The following is a 15,983-nucleotide window of genomic DNA, read 5'->3' as shown; positions in this document are numbered from 1 at the left end:
ACTTGCGGGAAGGGCGGGCACCCGATCAGAGTGGATGCCTGTGAAGCGAAAGCACGTGCTGCGGCGGCCGAAGGACGGCTTGAATCCGGACGCCGACGACGACTTCTCGCTCACCAGCGCCCGCAGATATGAGGCGTTCGGCCGGGTGATGGCCGCGCTCGCCACCGAGGCCGACTTCATCGAGTCGTGCCGCGATCTGACCTGGTGGCGCGGGTCCGACCACAGCTGGCACATCGAGTGGCGCGACGGCCCGTACGCGTCCGAGGTCGCCGCCCTGCTCACCGACCAGGTGCGTGACCCCGAGCACGACGGCCCCCTCGTCACCGAGGCCGGCCCGGGGAACGGCGGGTCGGCCGTGCTCGACGTGATGGGGGTGCGGTTCGAGCTGCGGGCGATCGACCCGATGGGGCGGGCCACCGTACGGGCACGCCCCGGGCTCTGGCGCCTGGCCGAGGCGCTCGACACCACGCGCCGCACCAACACCCGCCACCCATGGGAGGAACTCCTCGGCGGCTAGCGTCTTCGCCGCCTTGAGTGCGGCGGTGCGGCCACTTCGCGTGCCGTTCCCCCTTCTCCTACGGCGGTGGCGACGTGCAGGTCGTTCGCGACCGGCGGTGCTAGCCGAGGGCGTGGGCCGCCAGCCGGGCGCGGTGGGACTGCGGCGGCCCGAACAGCTGCGCGTCCGAGGTCGCCCGTTTGAGATAACGGTGCGCGGGATGCTCCCACGTGATGCCGATCCCGCCGTGAATCTGGATGTTCTCGCCCGCCGCCGCCAGATACGCCTCTGTGCAGTACGAGCCGGCGATCGCCGCGAACACCTCGTCGCGGGCCGCCGCCCCGGCCGCCGACCGGGCCGACTCCACCAGCAGCAGCAGGTCGGCGAGCTTGTGCTTGATCGCCTGGAAGGACCCGATCGGCCGCCCGAACTGCCGCCGCCCCTTCGCGTGCTCCACCGCCGTCTCCAGGCACCGCCGCGCCCCGCCCACCTGCTCGGCGGCCAGCGCCGCGATCCCGAGGTCGCGCACGCGGGCCCACGACGCGCCGTCGCCGAGCCGCCGTACCGGGGTGCCCTGGAAGGAGAGCTCCTGCAGCGGCCGGCTCTCGTCCATGGTCCGGTACGTCCTGCGCCGCGCCGGCACGGCCTCCACCAGCAGCCCGTCCACGTAGAGCAGCACCAGCTCGCCTGCCATCGCGTACGGGACGATGCCCGTGAGCAGGCCGGACTCCAGCCGGAGTGCCCCGTCGCCCGGCAGCACCACGGTCGCCGTCACCGAGCCGTCGGCCAGGGCCGGGAGCAGGTGGAACGCCTCGCACGACATGAGCGCCTCGACCGCCATCACCGCTGTCTGCAGGAACGGATGGGGCGACAGGACCCGGCCCAGCTCCTCGGCCACCGCGGCCATTTCGGCTGGGCCGCATCCCGCCCCGCCGTGCTCTTCGGGCACGAGCAGCCCCGCGATCCCCACGTCGCGCGCGAACGTCCGCCACGGCGCGTCCGGCCGGTCGGCGAGGTAGTCGCGGACGACGGCGGCGAGCTCATCGGGGAGTGCCATGAAGGTCATGCTAACCAAGCGATTGCTTGATTTGGCATTGGGATGACCGAAATTTGCCTTTTCTGTACGGTCACATAATCTGACAGAGGTCAACCCAAAGAGCGGCCAGGGGTACGGCCGACCAGGGAACTCTCAGATGAACGACACCAGCATCGACTATGCCGACCTCGCCGAGTACGACCGGCGGCAGCTCTGCATCGAACGCCATCTCCTGACAGCCTTCCTCGGAGGACTCGCTGTCGGGCTTGTCGGCATGTTCCTCGCCGGCAAGGGTCCCGGATGGATCGGCCAGATCTATGATCCGTACGTCTATCTCGCCCTGTCGCTGGCCGTGGGCGCGACGGCGTCCGGGTTCGGCTGGGCGCTGCTGACGACGTTCCTGGCGGCCGCCTCCACGCTGGTCGCCGCCATGGGCGCGGGCGCGCTCAGCGGCGGCCTGGCCTTCGACGTCATCGGCGGCAGCGCCGCCGGGCTCAACTGGACGATCGTCCTGCTCGTCGGCCTGGGCCTGCTGGCCTACGCCACCCGCAGGCATGACGTCTGGGGCGACCTCGCGGCGGGCGCGGTCGGCGTCGCGCTGATCGCGGACGTGATGGACCGGGCGACCCCGGGGTTCATCGACAGCGACCGGTCGTTCTGGCCCGGTCCCGCGGTGGTGGTCGGTCTGCTCTCCGTCGCGCTGGTGTTCCTGCTGCGCAGGAAGGCGCGGGGACGGGCGCGGGCGCTCGCGCTGTCGGCGGTGTTCGCCGGGGTGTTCGCGGCCTGTCTGGCCGCCATCCTGTCCGGCTGGATTCCCCTGACCGTCTGAGTGCGGCGGATAAGCCCGAGCGCTGTGCCGCTCCGAGTCGATAGCCTGTAATCCTTCACATCCAGGTTCGAGCAAGGAGTAGCCGTGTTGCTGCGCATGTCGTCGTTGTTTCTTCGCACCCTGCGGGACGACCCGGCAGACGCGGAAGTGCCGAGCCACAAGCTCCTGGTCCGCGCCGGCTACGTCCGCCGCGTGGCGCCCGGCATCTACTCCTGGCTGCCCCTCGGCAAGATGGTGCTGGAGAACGTCACCAGGATCGTCCGCGAGGAGATGAACCGGATGGGCGGCCAGGAAGTGCTCTTCCCCGCCTTGCTGCCCCGCGAATACTACGAGGCCACCGGCCGCTGGACCGAGTACGGCGACAACATCTTCCGGCTCCAGGATCGCAAGGGCGCCGACTACCTCCTCGGTCCCACCCACGAGGAGCTCTTCACCGACATGGTCAAGGGCGAATACTCCTCGTACAAGGACTATCCGGTCACCCTCTACCAGATCCAGACGAAGTACCGCGACGAGGCCCGGCCGCGCGCGGGGATCCTGCGCGGGCGCGAGTTCCTCATGAAGGACTCGTACTCGTTCGACCTCGACGACGACGGGCTCAAGCACTCCTACGAGCAGCACCGCGACGCGTACATCCGCACCTTCGACCGGCTCGGCATCAACTACAAGATCGTGTTCGCCCAGTCGGGGGCGATGGGCGGGTCGGCGTCGGAGGAGTTCCTGGCGCCCACGCCCACGGGCGAGGACGCGTTCGTGGCCTGCCACGCGTGCGGCTACGCGGCCAACGCCGAGGCCGTCGTCACGCCCGCGCCCGCCGCCCGCTCGTTCGACGACGCGGCGCCGCTGCAGGTCCTCGACACGCCCGACACACCGACCATCGAGACGCTGGTGTCGTACGTCAACGAGCACCACGGCCTGTCCGTCACCGCCGCCGACACGCTCAAGAACGTCGTCGTCAAGGTCTCCACGCCGGGCTCCGACAAGGTCGAGACCCTGGTCATCGGCGTGCCCGGTGACCGCGAGGTCGACTTCAAGCGCCTGGAGGCCGCGCTGTCGCCCGGCGAGCCCGCCATCTTCGAGGCCGCCGACTTCGCCAAGCACCCCGGCCTCGTACGCGGCTACATCGGGCCGCAGGTCCTGCGCTCGCTCGGCATCCGCTACCTCGTCGACCCCCGGGTCGTCACCGGCACCTCCTGGGTGACCGGGGCCAACGAGCCCGGCAAGCACGCCGCCAACGTGGTGGCGGGGCGCGACTTCATCCCCGACGGCACGATCGAGGCCGCCGAGGTGCGCGCCGGCGACCCCTGCCCCCGCTGCGGCTCCGAGCTCTCCATCGACCGCGGCATCGAGATCGGCCACATCTTCCAGCTCGGCCGCAAGTACGCCGACGCCGCCGGCCTCGACGCGCTGGGCCCCGACGGCAAGCCGATCCGGATCACGATGGGCTCCTACGGCATCGGCGTCTCCCGCGCCGTGGCGGTCATCGCCGAGCAGGCCCACGACTCGCTCGGGCTGGTGTGGCCGCGCGAGGTGGCGCCCGCCGACGTGCACATCGTCGGGACCGGCAAGGAGAACCAGGTGGAGGCCGCCCTGGAGCTGGGCGCTTCGCTGGAGTCGCGCGGGCTGCGGGTCCTGGTGGACGACCGGCCGTCGGTCTCGCCCGGGGTGAAGTTCAAGGACGCGGAGCTGCTGGGAGTGCCCACGATCGTGGTGGTCGGACGCGGGCTGTCGCAGGGGGTCGTGGAGCTTCGGGACCGGGTTTCCGGGGAGAAGTCGGAGATTCCGCTCGCTGAGGCCGCCGACCGCATCCTGGCCGCCATCGGCTGACACACCGCCCACGGGGCCCGGCCGGCGCACTCGACGCCGGCCGGGCCCTGCGGGTTTGCAGGGCTCCCCGGCCCTTTTCGGCGTACTCGACACCGGGCCGGCGCTGCGGACTTGCACGGCTCCCGAACCTTCTCGGTGCGCTCGACGCAGCCGAGCCTTCCCGGTGTTTCACCCTGGCGGGTCTTTCAGCGCCGCGTTGGGGGTGCCGCGCGCCGTTGATGGCGGGCCGCCGTGCGATGGCGCCGGGCTCCGCCGCACCACGTCTCGCCGACGCGGCGCACTTGAGGCGGCGGCGCGCTGCCGCGCCGTCGCGTGGTGTCGCCACGTTGTGTTGCGCGCGCTGCCGTGTCGCATGAGGCGCCGATCTATGCCGCCGCCAGGTCGTGCCATGCCGCCACGTCACGTCGCGTCGCCACCTCGGGCCGCCCCATCGCGTGGGACCGCGCCGCGCCTGCGCCGCGCAGCGCCGCGTCCGTGCTGCCCCCGCGCCGCCTCCGTGCTGCGCCCGTGCCGTGCCCGCGCCGCCTCCGTGCTGCGCCCGTGCCGTGCCCGCGCCGTGCCGCGCCTGCGTTCGCGCCGCGCCCGCGCCCGTGGCCGTGGACCGTGTGCTGGGCCGTGCCGGGGTGCGGCATGACACGTACCGCCGAGTGGGCGTCAGGGGAAGGCCCCGGCCCCCAGGCCGTCAGGCCGTGGGGAGGGGGGTCTTGGTGCGGCGCCGGAGCAGCGCGGGGCCGACGAGGCAGGCGGCCGCGATGAGGAGGATCGCCAGCGACACCGGCCGGGTGACGAAGACCGAGGGGTCGCCCTCGCTGAAGGCCAGGGCCCGGCGGAACTGGACCTCCATCAACGGCCCCAGCACCGCCCCCAGGATCAGCGGCGCCACCGGGTACCGGGCCCGGTGCAGCACCCAGCCCAGCAGCCCGAACCCGTACGCCACCAGCACCTCGAAGACGCTCTGCGAGATCGAGTAGACCCCCAGCGTGGCGAAGGTCAGGATGGCGGCCGTGAGGAGGGCGGCGGGGACGGAGAGGAGCTTCACCCAGACCCGGATCAGCGGCAGGTTGAGCACCAGGAGCATCACGTTCCCGATGTAGAGGCTGGCGATCAGCGTCCACACCAGCACCGGCTGCTGGTCGAAGAGCTGCGGCCCCGGTTGCACGTTGTAGATCTGGAACGCGATCAGCAGCATGCTCGCCGTGGCCGACGTCGGGATGCCCAGCGTCAGCAGGGGCACCAGCACGCCCGAGAACGCCGCGTTGTTGGCCGCCTCGGGCCCCGCCACGCCCTCGATGGCGCCCTGCCCGAACTCCTCCTTGTGCTTGGACAGCCGCTTCTCGACGTTGTAGCTGAGGAAGGTCGGCAGCTCGGCGCCGCCGGCGGGCAGCGAGCCGATCGGCAGGCCGAACAGGGTGCCGCGCAGCCACGGCTTCCATGACCTGCGCCAGTCGTCGCGGGTCATCCCCACCTTCCCGTCCACGGTGACGGGAGGCTGGCTGGGACGGTGCCGCGAGGCGGCCGTGGAGACCGCCTCCGCCACCGCGAACAACCCCACCGCGACCGCCACCACCGACAGCCCCTCGTAGAGCTCGGGCACGCCGAAGGCGAAGCGCGGCTGGCCGGTCATCTGGTCGATCCCGACCATCCCGATGGTCAGGCCGAGGAACAGGCTCGACAGCCCGCGTACGATCGAGTCCCCCATCAGCGAGGTCACCGTCACGAACGCCAGCACCATGATCGAGAAGTATTCGGCCGGCTGGATCAGCTTGGCGATGTTCGACATGCCGGGGGCCAGGAAGGTGATGACGACCGTGGAGATCGTGCCGGCCACGAAGGATCCGATGGCCGCCGTCGCCAGCGCCGCCCCCGCCCGGCCGCGCCTGGCCATCGGATAGCCCTCGAGCGTGGTGGGGATCGAGGCCGTCTCGCCCGGGATGTTGAGCAGGATCGCGGTCGTCGAGCCGCCGTACATGCCGCCGTAGTAGATCCCGGCGAACATCACGAACGCGCCGACCGAGTCGAACACGAACGTCAGCGGCAGCAGCAACGCGATCGTCGTGGCGGGACCGAGCCCGGGCAGCACGCCCACCAGCGTGCCGACGGTGACGCCGAGCAGGGCGAGCAGCAGGTTCTGCAGACTCAGCGCGTGGCCGAAGCCGTCCAGCAGGTTGCCGAGGACGTCCATCTCAGATCGCCAATCTCACCAGGCCGGGCGGCAGCGAGATGCCGAGGAGCCGGTCGAACAGGAAGTACGTGGCCAGCGCCAGCACCAGCCCCACGAGCACGTCGCGCAGCAGCCGCCTGCTGCCCAGCACCCGGGCGACCGCCACGAAGAAGGCGGTGGTCGCCTGCCAGTAGCCCGCGGGGACCAGGATCAGCGCGTACGCGACCAGGCTGCCGATCAGGAGCAGCACCGAAGGCCAGTGCGTCTCCTCCGGCTCCTCGGAGTCGCCCGTGGCGGCGCTCGGCGTACCGGGCCTGAACGCCTGGACGACCCCGATGAAGGACACCACCGCGAGCCCGGCCCCGACCAGCAGCGGGAAGGCGCGCGGCCCCACCGCCTGGTAGCCCTCGCCCTGCGGGATCGCGAACGCCTGGGCCAGCACCACCACGGCGGCGGCGAGGAAGCCGAGCGAGACGAGACGCTGTGTCACTTGCCCAGTCCCAGCTCGCCCAGGATGGTGGTGACCTGCGTCCGCTGCTCGGACAGCACCTGGCCGAACTGGTCGCCGGGACGCCAGTCCTCGATCCAGTTGTTGCGCTCGAGCACCTTCTTCCAGCAGGAGGTCTGGCGCACCTTGTCCAGCAGGCCGATGACCTCCTGCTGCTGCTCCTTGGTCAGGCCCGCGGGAGCGAGCACGCCGGCCAGCGTGGAGATCGCCGCGTTGCCCAGGCCCAGCTCCTTGAGCGTGGGCGCCTCGACGCCCGCGACCCGCTGCTCCGAGTCCACAGCCAGCACCCGCAGCTCGCCCGCGGAGATCTGCGCGCGCAGCTCGGCGACGGTGTCGATGCCGGCCGTCGCGGCGCCGCTGAGCAGCAGGTTCATGGACTCGCCGCCGCCCGCCGTGGGCACGAAGTTGACCTCCTTGGCGGCGACGTCGCGGTCCTTGGCCAGCCCCGCCACCGTCATCTGGCCGGGCCCGCCGAGCGAGCCGCCCGTCCACTTGACGCTGTGCGGCTTGGCCTGCATCGCGTCCAGCAGCGACTTCAGGTCCTTGTACGGAGACTTCTTCGCCACCACGATCGCGCTCGGCCCCCGGCTCAGCCCGGCCACGGGGGTCAGCGTGGACAGGTCGACCGGCGACTTGTTGTTCACGATGCCGCCCAGCATGGTCACGCTGTCCATGACCATGAGCTGGTACGGGTCGCCCTTCTTCTTGGCGAACTGGGCCAGCCCGATCGTGCCGCCCGCGCCCGGAACGTTCGTGACCGTGGCGTCCACGTCGGCCACCTTGCACTCGCTGAGCGTGCTGGCGATGCCGCGCGCCCGCGTGTCCCAGCCGCCGCCGGGGCTGCCCGGCGCCATGATCGACAGGGGCTTGTCGGGGTAGCCGCCGCCCGATTCGGTGGCCTCGCCCACGGCGCAGCCGGTGAGGGTTACGGCCGCCGCGACGGCGGCCAACAGCTTGGTCTTCATGATGACTCCCGGGGGGTGAGGATCGATGCGAAGAAGTCCTTGACCGGCTCGAGCACGAGCATCGGGTCGTGCCCCACGCCGGGCACGACGTCGAACCGCACGGCGATGCCGTGGGCCTCGAAGTTGTCGCGCAGCGCCCTGAGCCGCTCGATGCGGGTGGTCCCGTAGGCGTCGGCGCCGTCCATCCAGTTGGAGTCGCCCTGGTTGTTGATCTCCCAGGTCTCCACGTCCGCGCTGCCCACCACCATCTGCACCGGTACGTCGCGCAGCTCCTCCACCCTGGGAGCGCTGCCGAACTCCTCCTCGAACCCCTTGAGCCCGATCCACCACGGGCTGTTGCGATCGATGTACGTTATCCGCCCTGGTGCGCCGATTGACAATCCGGCGAGCCGGTCGGGGTGCAGGTAGGCGAACCGGTGCACGAACTGGCCGCCGCCGGAGAACCCGTGCAGCAGGAACCGTTCGGCCCGAACGTTGAAGCGCTCGCTCACCTCGTCGACCATGGCCAGCAGCGCGTGGTCGAAGCGGATGTCGCCGTACTTGAGGAACTTGAAGTTGTGCAGGTCGTGGGGGTCGTCGCCGATACCGGCGGGGAAGAGCGGGGCAAGGACGAGGCTGCCGTGCTCCTCGGCCCACTCGGCGAAGTTGTCCCGGTACTGCGGTCCGCGCCGTCCGGTGCCGTGCTGCAGGACGACCAGGGGCACGGGAGCGCCGTCCGGGTCGTGCGCGGACGGCACGTACAAGCAGTAGGAGAACCGCTGGTCGTATCTCGACGCGAAGAGGGTCGTCGCGCCCGCCGAATAGAAGCCGGTCGGATGCTTGACCACGTGCAGTGCCTCAGCCATGAGCCGACAGCCTGGGCAAACACCAAGTGACTCTCAAGAAGATTGACGCGAACGCGGTAATGTGCAGGGTGGCCGTCACGCTCCTCCTCGACTCCTCCGGCACGGGATCCGTCACCGTCCAGCGCTCTCCGCTGGCCGAGCTCTGCGCCTGTCTGCACGTCCTCGACGAGCCCGGCCACCACCCCGGCAGCGCCGCCTGGCTGGCCAGGGCGCACGCCGAGCTGGACGGCGGGCTGCTGACCATGGCCGCCGCCTGGGCGCCGCTCTGGGGCGCCTTCCGCGCCCGCTACCTGCTGCCGCTGTCCGCCGGCTCGGGGCGTACGCTGGCGGACGAGCTGCAGGAGGTGGCCGAGCTGCCCATCGGCGACTTCGTGGCCATGACCGCGCAGGCGCTGATCGGCAAGAACGACACCGATCTGGCGCCCCGGCTCAGTGACGAGGTGCTGCAGCGGCTGCGGCTGATCTCCACCAGCCGCATGGAGATCGGCGCCCGGCTGCGCGCCGATCCCGAGGCGTTCCGCCGGGAGCTCCTCGACTTCCTCGCGGCCTTCGCCGCGGCCTCCTTCGACGCCGAATGGCCCGCGCTGCGCCAGGCCCTCGACCGTGACCGCGCCGAACGCGTGCGCGACCTGCACCGACGCGGCCCGCTCGTGCTGGCCGACCTCCCGACCACGTCCACCGCGTCCACCGCGTCCACCACGTCCACCGTGTCGAGCACGCGCAAGCCGCTACGGATCGTGTTCGACAAGCTCTACAACGCCACCGCCCGCGTGGACGAGGGACGGCCCTGCCTGCTCGTGCCGACCGTCCACGGCAGGCCGCACTTCGTGATCAAGCACTATCCCGGCTACCCGGTCGTCATCCAGTACAGCGCCGACGGGGCCGCCACGCCGACGCTGGAGACGGCCAGGCGACGGCTCGCCGCGCTCCAGGACCCGACGCGGCTGCGGCTCGCGTACGCGATCCTGCGCAACCCCGTCGCCACGTCCGAGCTGGCCACTCAGCTCGGCATGAGCGCGCCCCAGGTCTCACGCCACCTGCGCAGGCTGAGGGAGGCGCAGCTCGTGCACACGCACAGGCGCGGCTCGGTGGTCTACTACCAGCTGGACGCCGCCGCCATCGAGCGCCTCGGCCCCGACCTGCTCTCCGTCCTCTACCGGTGAAGAACCCCCGGCTCCCGGCCTGGCCTCCAAAGGAGGGTCTATCCGCCGCTCGATGTCGCCGAGGGCGAGGCCGCCGGCGGCGGGGCGGCCGCCGACGGCATGCCGGGGAAGGCCGCGGGCTGGGCCGGGCGGAAGGCGTACGAGCGGGTCACGGCCTCCTGCATGGCCAGTGCGGCATAGCGCCGCAGCGTGACGTCCTGCGCGGCGGCCAGCTCGAGATAGGCGGCCGTGACGCCGCTCTCCAGGTGCACCGCCAGCTTGACGGCCAGCGACTGGTCGGCGGGGAAGAACGGCAGCGCGTAGGAGGCGTCGGGCTCGGCCGGCCGGCCGCCCCGCGCCGTGATGAACCCGCGCAGCTGGTCGCGGCGCACCCGGTGGGCGTCGAAGGCCGCGCTCATCCTGGCCCGCAGCGACCCCGACGTGCGCGCGCCCAGCAGCCCGTACGCGAACAGGACCGCGTGCTCGGCCGCCAGCGCCTTGCGTAGTTTCTCGATGTCGTCGGGGCTCACAGCGACCTCGGCAGGGCGACGACGTGGGCGGCCTCGCAGGCCCCGATGCTGGCGATCAGCTGCGCCACCCCGGGCGAGACGCCGGCGAGCTGCCGGACCCGCAGGGCGGCGGCCTTGCGTTCCAGATCGCGCAGCCCCGACAGCGACGGCTTGGGAGTGGCGGCGGCCGAGGGGGTGACCGGCGGCGAGGACGAGGCCACGGTGACGTATTTGCGCAGCTCGTTCACATGGGCCTGGTGGCGGTCACGGAACGGGACCAGCTTCTGCGCCCCGCCCGAGATCAGCGAGGAGTAGAGCGCGATCGTCCGCTCCTTCTCCGCGATCAGGCCTTTCAGCAGGACGGTCTCCGGGGAGTCGGGGGCCTTCGCGGACGGCTGAGGCGGGCCGGACGTGCTGCAGGCGGTGAGAGCGGCCGCTCCGCCCGCCAGCAAGACTCGCCGGGAGAGGTGACGCGGGCGCACGGCGCTAGGACCTCCAGTGACTGTGGCGCAGACCGACAAGAAAGCCGCACATGGACCGCCGCCCTACTGCCGCGCCTCAGGCATGCCGCAGCGGCAGGCCATTCGGCGGCTTTCTCATCGGTAGCATCGTACGGGCTAGTGCCCGGGATCGCTGTCAGGTGACGCTCCGCCATTCGACCACGACGAGTGGCGCTCTTTCCGTGCCCTCATACAGATAGGGTGTCAACTGTCGTCGCTGGCTGGGCAGCCGGACGGCGGGAGCCAGAGGCGAGGTCCGCCCGGCTGAGACATGACAATAGGGGAGGTCGATATGGGCAGCGCATCACCCCGCGACCACCTGATAAAGCTCCTTGAGCCCGTGGTCAGCGCGGAGGGCCTCGACCTGGAGGACATCACGGTCACCCAGGCGGGCAAAAGGCGGTTGCTACGCGTGATCGTCGATCGCGACGGCGGCGTGAGCCTCGACGACGTGGCCGAGGTGAGCCAGGCCGTCTCCACGGCCCTGGACGGCGACGACTCGATGGGCCAGTCGGCTTACACGCTGGAGGTCTCCTCTCCGGGCGTCGACCGCCCGTTGACCGAGCCGCGCCACTGGCGCCGGGCGGCCAAGCGGCTGGTGAAGGCGGAGACGAAAGACGGCGCCGTGGTGGAGGGCCGCATCGTGGCCACGGACGAGGCCGGTGTCGACCTCGATGTCGAGGGCAGCGTACGCAGGCTTGATTACGAGGACCTGACCCGGGGACGGGTACAGGTGGAGTTCCGCCGGATCGACGACGTCGACGGCGACGAAGGCTAGGGGGGAGCCGTCGTGGACATCGACATGAGCGTCCTGCGCAGCCTGGAGCGGGAAAAGGACATCTCCTTCGACCTGGTCGTCAAGGCGATCGAGGACGCGTTGCTGATCGCCTACTTCCGCACCGAGGGCGCCGCGTCCAAGGCGCGCGCCGAGCTCGACAGGAGCAGCGGACACGTCACGATCTGGGCGGCCGAGCTCGACGAGGACGGCGAGGTCGCCAGGGAGTTCGACGACACGCCTAACAACTTCAGCAGGATCGCCGCCACCACCGCCAAGCAGGTCATCCTGCAGCAGCTGCGCGACGCCGAGGACGAGATCAACTTCGGTGAGTTCGCCAGCCGCGAGGGCGAGCTGGTCTCCGGCGTCATCCAGCAGGGCAAGGACCCGCGCGTGGTGCTGGTCGACCTCGGCAAGATCGAGGCGGTGCTGCCGCACGCCGAGCAGGTCCCCGGCGAGGAGTACGTGCACGGCGAGCGCATCCGCGCCTACGTCGTCCAGGTGAAGAAGGGCCACAAGGGCCCCTCGGTCACCCTCTCGCGCACGCACCCCGGGCTGGTGAAGAAGCTGTTCGCGCTGGAGGTGCCCGAGATCGCCGACGGCACCGTGGAGATCGCGGCGGTGGCGCGCGAGGCGGGCCACCGTACGAAGATCGCGGTCAGGTCGCGCAAGCCTGGCGTCAACGCCAAGGGCGCCTGCATCGGGCCGATGGGCTCGCGCGTCCGCAACGTGATGACCGAGCTGCACGGCGAGAAGATCGACATCATCGACTGGTCGGAGGACCCGGGCGAGTTCGTGGGGAATGCGCTGTCGCCGGCCCGTGTTTCCCATGTCGAGGTGCTCGATCTCGAGGGACGCGTCGCGCGGGTGATCGTGCCCGACTACCAGCTCTCGCTGGCCATCGGGAAAGAGGGGCAGAACGCCCGGCTTGCCGCGAGACTCACCGGGTGGCGGATCGACATCCGGCCGGACACACAAGCCGAAGATGCCGCCGGTTCCGTAGATGCGTCAACACGGTAAGCTGGAATATGGTGGCCAAGCGGTCCCACAGCGCACCTGTGTGGGCTGCAGGGTTCGCACGGCTAAGTCCGAGCTGCTCCGCCTGGTTCGGGTCGAGGATCATGTGGTCCCTGACCTGCGAGGACGGCTTTCTGGCCGCGGTGCATCGCTGCATCCGTCCGTGAGCTGTCTGGAGCTTGCCGAGCGGCGCCGAGCGTTCCCGCGCGCTTTTCGCGTGCCGGGGCCGCTTGACGTCTCGCGTGTGCGAGCGCACCTGGAAGGAGACACCGAAATGTCATGTAGGACGCCGAGTTGATGGGCGGAGTCAGATTGCTATGAGCGCCTGATGAGCACGCGGCGATGAAGACGTCAAGGTAGCGACGGTCCGGACGGCATAGCCAGCCTCCCGGGCCGAGTAAGGGAGTGCAGTGGCGAAGGTCCGGGTATACGAGCTCGCTAAGGAGTTCGGCGTAGAGAGCAAGGTCGTCATGGCCAAGCTCCAAGAGATGGGAGAGTTCGTCCGCTCGGCGTCCTCGACCATCGAGGCGCCGGTGGTCCGCAGGCTCACCGAAGCTCTGGGCGCATCGAAGGGTGGGCCCTCCAGGGGCGGCGGACAGCCGTCCAACAAGCCGCAGCCGCCGAAGGCTGCGCCCCGGCCGGCGGAAAGCCAGGCCGGTAACGGCGCCGCGCAGGCGCCGGTCCCCTCAGCCCCACGTCCGGGTCCGGGTCCCAAGCCCGGTCCGCGGCCCGGCCCCGCGGGCGGCGGTCAGCCGCGCCCGCCGGTGCCCATGCCGCACCAGCCGCAGCAGCAGCCTGAGGCCGCTCGCGGTGAGACTTCCGGGGCTCCGCAAGCACGATTCGAGAGCGGCGCGCCCGCGCGCCCGACTCCCGGTCCGCGTCCCGGCCCCGCCGGCGCCCGTCCCGGCCCCAGGCCGGGTCCCGCGGCCCGTCCCGGGCCCGCAGGCGGCGACCGGAGTGACCGCGGCGACCGTGGCGACCGGGGTGACCGGCAGGCGCCGCGTCCCGGCGCGCCCACCGGTGGTGGCCCGCGTCCCGGCCCGGGTCCCAAGCCCGGCCCGCGCGGTCCGCGTCCCGGCAACAACCCGTTCTCCTCGACCGCCAGCGGCATGGGCCAGTCCCGTCCGCCGCGTCCGGGCGGCCCGCGTGACGGAGGCGGTCCCGGCCAGCGCGAGCGTCGCGACGGCCCGCCGCGTGACCGTGAGGGCGCAGGTCCCCGCCCGCCGCAGGGCCGTAGCGACGCCGGGCCCAGGCCCGGTCCGCGTCCCGGCCCGCCCGGTGCCGGTGGTCCGCGTCCTGGTCCCGGTGCGGGCGGTCCCCGTCCCGGCGGTCCGCGTCCCAACCCGATGATGATGCCGCAGGGTCGTCCTGCCGGCCCCGGCGGCGGTGGCCGTCCGGGTGGCGGTGGCGGCGGTGGCGGTCGTCCCGGCGGTGGCGGCGGTGGCCGTCCCGGCGGCGGCGGCGGCGGTCGTCCCGGTGGCGGCGGCGGCTTCGCCGGCCGTCCCGGTGGTGGCGGCGGCACCGGTCAGCGCACCGGCACCGGCGGTCCCGGTGGTGGCGGCGGTGGCTTCGGCGGCCGTCCCGGCCCCGGCGGCCGTGGCCGTGGCGGCGGCACCGCGGGTGCCTTCGGGCGTCCCGGCGGCCGTCCGGCTCGCGGGCGCAAGTCGAAGCGGCAGAGGCGCCAGGAGTTCGACAACATGTCGGCGCCGGCGATCGGCGGCGTGCAGGTCGCTCGTGGCAACGGTGCGACGATCCGCCTTCCGCGCGGCGCGTCGCTGTCCGACTTCGCCGACCGCATCGGCGCGAACCCGGCCTCGCTCGTGCAGATCATGCTGCACCTCGGCGAGATGGTGACCGCGACGCAGTCGGTGAGCGAGGACACGCTGCAGATCCTCGGCGGCGAGCTGGACTACAACATCCAGGTCGTCAGCCCCGAGGAGGAGGACCGCGAGCTTCTCGAGGCCTTCGACATCGAGTTCGGCGAGGACGAGGGCGACGAGGCCGACCTGGCCGCGCGTCCGCCGGTCGTGACCGTCATGGGTCACGTCGACCACGGTAAGACCAAGCTGCTCGACGCCATCCGCAAGACCAACGTGGTGGCGCGCGAGGCGGGTGGCATCACCCAGCACATCGGCGCTTACCAGGTCTCCGCGGAGCACGAGGGCGAAGACCGGAAGATCACCTTCATCGACACCCCGGGTCACGAGGCGTTCACCGCCATGCGTGCCCGAGGCGCCAAGTCCACCGACATCGCGGTGCTGGTGGTCGCGGCCGACGACGGTGTGAAGCCGCAGACGATCGAGGCTCTCAACCACGCCCAGGCGGCCGACGTGCCGATCGTGGTCGCGGTCAACAAGATCGACAAGGAGGGCGCCGACCCCAACAAGGTCCGTGCCCAGCTCACCGAGTACGGTCTGGTGGCCGAGGAGTACGGTGGCTCGACCCTGTTCGTCGACATCTCGGCGAAGAACGGCACGGGCATCGACAACCTCCTCGAGGCCATCCTGCTGACCGCGGACGCCGAGCTCGACCTGCGGGCCAACCCGACGATGGACGCCCAGGGCATCGCGATCGAGGCGCACCTCGACAAGGGCCGCGGCCCTGTCGCGACCGTCCTGGTCCAGCGCGGCACGCTGCGCGTCGGCGACTCGATCGTGTGTGGCGAGGCCTTCGGCCGCGTCCGCGCGATGCTCGACGACAACGGCGACGCGGTCGAGGAGGCCACGCCGTCCCGTCCGGTCCTGGTGATGGGTCTGACGGCCGTGCCGAGCGCCGGTGACAACTTCATCGTGGTCACCGACGACCGGATGGCCCGGCAGATCGCCCAGCAGCGCGCGGCGCGCAAGCGCAGCGCCGACATGGCGAAGTCGAGCCGTCGCCGCACCCTCGAAGAGCTGTTCAGCGACCTCGAGAAGGGCCGCGTCGACGAGCTCAAGCTCATCATCAAGGGTGACGTGTCCGGTTCGGTGGAGGCTCTGGAAGACGCCCTGCTCAAGATCGACGTCGGCGACGAGGTCAGGCTCCGTGTCCTGCACCGCGCGGTCGGCGCGATCACCGAGTACGACGTCAACCTGGCCGTCGCCGACGACAACGCGGTCATCATCGGCTTCAACGTCCGCCCCGAACCCCGGGCGCGCGACCTGGCCGAGCGCGAGGGCGTCGACATCCGCTACTACTCGGTCATCTACCAGGCGATCGAGGAGATCGAAGCGGCGCTCAAGGGCATGCTCAAGCCCGAGTTCGAAGAGGTCCAGATGGGCACCGCCGAAGTCCGCGAGGTCCCGCAAACTCACCACCACAGTCATGACGTCTTCTTCTCCTTGGAAACGGCCTCGCAGTGGTCCAGCCAGCGCTGCTCCGCCTCGGCCTTGAA

The 15,983-nt window shown here is 71.3% G+C and carries 15 protein-coding genes and 1 pseudogene; 8 read left to right on the top strand and 8 right to left on the bottom strand.

What is annotated here, in order from left to right:
- Positions 1-34: 34 nt before the first annotated feature.
- Complete coding sequence (locus tag AB0J64_RS40310; protein ID WP_364039771.1) at positions 35-517, top strand: hypothetical protein; 483 nt, start codon at positions 35-37, stop codon at positions 515-517.
- A gap of 100 nt (positions 518-617) precedes the next feature.
- Here AB0J64_RS40310 and AB0J64_RS40305 read toward each other — a convergent pair whose 3' ends face one another.
- A complete protein-coding gene (locus tag AB0J64_RS40305; protein WP_364039769.1) occupies positions 618-1,553 on the bottom strand; it encodes an acyl-CoA dehydrogenase family protein in 936 nt (311 codons plus the stop codon).
- A 136-nt stretch (positions 1,554-1,689) separates the two neighbouring features.
- On the opposite strand from AB0J64_RS40305, the gene AB0J64_RS40300 reads away from it, so the two are divergent.
- Positions 1,690-2,361: a hypothetical protein gene (locus AB0J64_RS40300; RefSeq protein WP_364039766.1), complete on the top strand. Its 672-nt coding sequence runs from the start codon at positions 1,690-1,692 to the stop codon at positions 2,359-2,361.
- Between the two features lie 84 nt (positions 2,362-2,445).
- Complete coding sequence (locus tag AB0J64_RS40295; RefSeq protein WP_364039763.1) at positions 2,446-4,188, top strand: proline--tRNA ligase; 1,743 nt, start codon at positions 2,446-2,448, stop codon at positions 4,186-4,188.
- Between the two features lie 365 nt (positions 4,189-4,553).
- On the opposite strand, the gene AB0J64_RS40290 is transcribed toward AB0J64_RS40295, so the two are convergent.
- Genes AB0J64_RS40290 through AB0J64_RS40270 form a run of 5 tightly spaced genes read right to left on the bottom strand, consistent with a single transcriptional unit; the run spans position 4,554 to position 8,667 of the window.
- On the bottom strand, positions 4,554-4,820 hold the full coding sequence (locus tag AB0J64_RS40290; protein WP_364039760.1) for a hypothetical protein: 267 nt from the start codon (positions 4,818-4,820) through the stop codon (positions 4,554-4,556).
- A 50-nt stretch (positions 4,821-4,870) separates the two neighbouring features.
- Positions 4,871-6,370: a tripartite tricarboxylate transporter permease gene (locus AB0J64_RS40285; RefSeq protein ID WP_364039757.1), complete on the bottom strand. Its 1,500-nt coding sequence runs from the start codon at positions 6,368-6,370 to the stop codon at positions 4,871-4,873.
- A gap of 1 nt (position 6,371) precedes the next feature.
- The gene (locus tag AB0J64_RS40280) at positions 6,372-6,839 is read right to left on the bottom strand and encodes a tripartite tricarboxylate transporter TctB family protein (protein WP_364039754.1); all 468 of its coding nucleotides are present in this window, start codon (positions 6,837-6,839) and stop codon (positions 6,372-6,374) included.
- Positions 6,836-7,822 (bottom strand): tripartite tricarboxylate transporter substrate binding protein, encoded by a 987-nt coding sequence (locus tag AB0J64_RS40275; protein ID WP_364039751.1) that lies wholly within the window; start codon positions 7,820-7,822, stop codon positions 6,836-6,838. The genes AB0J64_RS40280 and AB0J64_RS40275 overlap by 4 nt, the downstream gene beginning before the upstream one ends.
- Positions 7,819-8,667 (bottom strand): hypothetical protein, encoded by an 849-nt coding sequence (locus AB0J64_RS40270; protein ID WP_364039748.1) that lies wholly within the window; start codon positions 8,665-8,667, stop codon positions 7,819-7,821. The genes AB0J64_RS40275 and AB0J64_RS40270 overlap by 4 nt, the downstream gene beginning before the upstream one ends.
- Positions 8,668-8,735: 68 nt before the next feature.
- Here AB0J64_RS40270 and AB0J64_RS40265 point away from each other — a divergent pair, with 68 nt between their 5' ends.
- On the top strand, positions 8,736-9,830 hold the full coding sequence (locus AB0J64_RS40265) for a DUF5937 family protein (RefSeq protein ID WP_364039745.1): 1,095 nt from the start codon (positions 8,736-8,738) through the stop codon (positions 9,828-9,830).
- A gap of 38 nt (positions 9,831-9,868) precedes the next feature.
- On the opposite strand, the gene AB0J64_RS40260 is transcribed toward AB0J64_RS40265, so the two are convergent.
- Positions 9,869-10,339, bottom strand: a complete 471-nt coding sequence (locus AB0J64_RS40260) for a ferritin-like domain-containing protein (protein WP_364039742.1) — start codon at positions 10,337-10,339, stop codon at positions 9,869-9,871.
- Positions 10,336-10,800, bottom strand: coding sequence for a hypothetical protein (locus AB0J64_RS40255; protein WP_364039739.1), 465 nt, complete (start codon positions 10,798-10,800; stop codon positions 10,336-10,338). The genes AB0J64_RS40260 and AB0J64_RS40255 overlap by 4 nt, the downstream gene beginning before the upstream one ends.
- A gap of 310 nt (positions 10,801-11,110) precedes the next feature.
- Here AB0J64_RS40255 and rimP point away from each other — a divergent pair, with 310 nt between their 5' ends.
- From rimP to infB, 4 genes and pseudogenes are all read left to right on the top strand, one after another.
- Entirely contained in the window at positions 11,111-11,596 is a 486-nt protein-coding gene (gene rimP / locus AB0J64_RS40250) for a ribosome maturation factor RimP (protein ID WP_364039736.1), read from the top strand.
- Between the two features lie 12 nt (positions 11,597-11,608).
- The gene (gene nusA / locus AB0J64_RS40245) at positions 11,609-12,613 is read left to right on the top strand and encodes a transcription termination factor NusA (protein WP_364039733.1); all 1,005 of its coding nucleotides are present in this window, start codon (positions 11,609-11,611) and stop codon (positions 12,611-12,613) included.
- Positions 12,597-12,908, top strand: a complete 312-nt coding sequence (locus AB0J64_RS40240) for a YlxR family protein (protein WP_344986547.1) — start codon at positions 12,597-12,599, stop codon at positions 12,906-12,908. The genes nusA and AB0J64_RS40240 overlap by 17 nt, the downstream gene beginning before the upstream one ends.
- Before the next feature lie 112 nt (positions 12,909-13,020).
- Positions 13,021-15,888, top strand: a pseudogene (infB, locus tag AB0J64_RS40235) (translation initiation factor IF-2); the annotation flags it as partial.
- Positions 15,889-15,983: the final 95 nt, after the last annotated feature.

It is taken from the genome of Nonomuraea sp. NPDC049695 (assembly GCF_040674955.1).
Classification (GTDB): domain Bacteria; phylum Actinomycetota; class Actinomycetes; order Streptosporangiales; family Streptosporangiaceae; genus Nonomuraea; species Nonomuraea helvata.
This window is presented reverse-complemented; position numbering and strand designations above follow the sequence as displayed.

Bases quoted from the DNA above. Each gene is read 5' to 3' on its own strand.
- AB0J64_RS40310 (WP_364039771.1), top strand. From the start codon at position 35: ATGCCTGTGAAGCGAAAGCACGTGCTGCGGCGGCCGAAGGACGGCTTG.
- AB0J64_RS40305 (WP_364039769.1), bottom strand. From the start codon at position 1,553: ATGGCACTCCCCGATGAGCTCGCCGCCGTCGTCCGCGACTACCTCGCC.
- AB0J64_RS40300 (WP_364039766.1), top strand. From the start codon at position 1,690: ATGAACGACACCAGCATCGACTATGCCGACCTCGCCGAGTACGACCGG.
- AB0J64_RS40290 (WP_364039760.1), bottom strand. From the start codon at position 4,820: ATGCCGCACCCCGGCACGGCCCAGCACACGGTCCACGGCCACGGGCGC.
- AB0J64_RS40285 (WP_364039757.1), bottom strand. From the start codon at position 6,370: ATGGACGTCCTCGGCAACCTGCTGGACGGCTTCGGCCACGCGCTGAGT.
- AB0J64_RS40275 (WP_364039751.1), bottom strand. From the start codon at position 7,822: ATGAAGACCAAGCTGTTGGCCGCCGTCGCGGCGGCCGTAACCCTCACC.
- AB0J64_RS40270 (WP_364039748.1), bottom strand. From the start codon at position 8,667: ATGGCTGAGGCACTGCACGTGGTCAAGCATCCGACCGGCTTCTATTCG.
- rimP (WP_364039736.1), top strand. From the start codon at position 11,111: ATGGGCAGCGCATCACCCCGCGACCACCTGATAAAGCTCCTTGAGCCC.
- AB0J64_RS40240 (WP_344986547.1), top strand. From the start codon at position 12,597: ATGCGTCAACACGGTAAGCTGGAATATGGTGGCCAAGCGGTCCCACAG.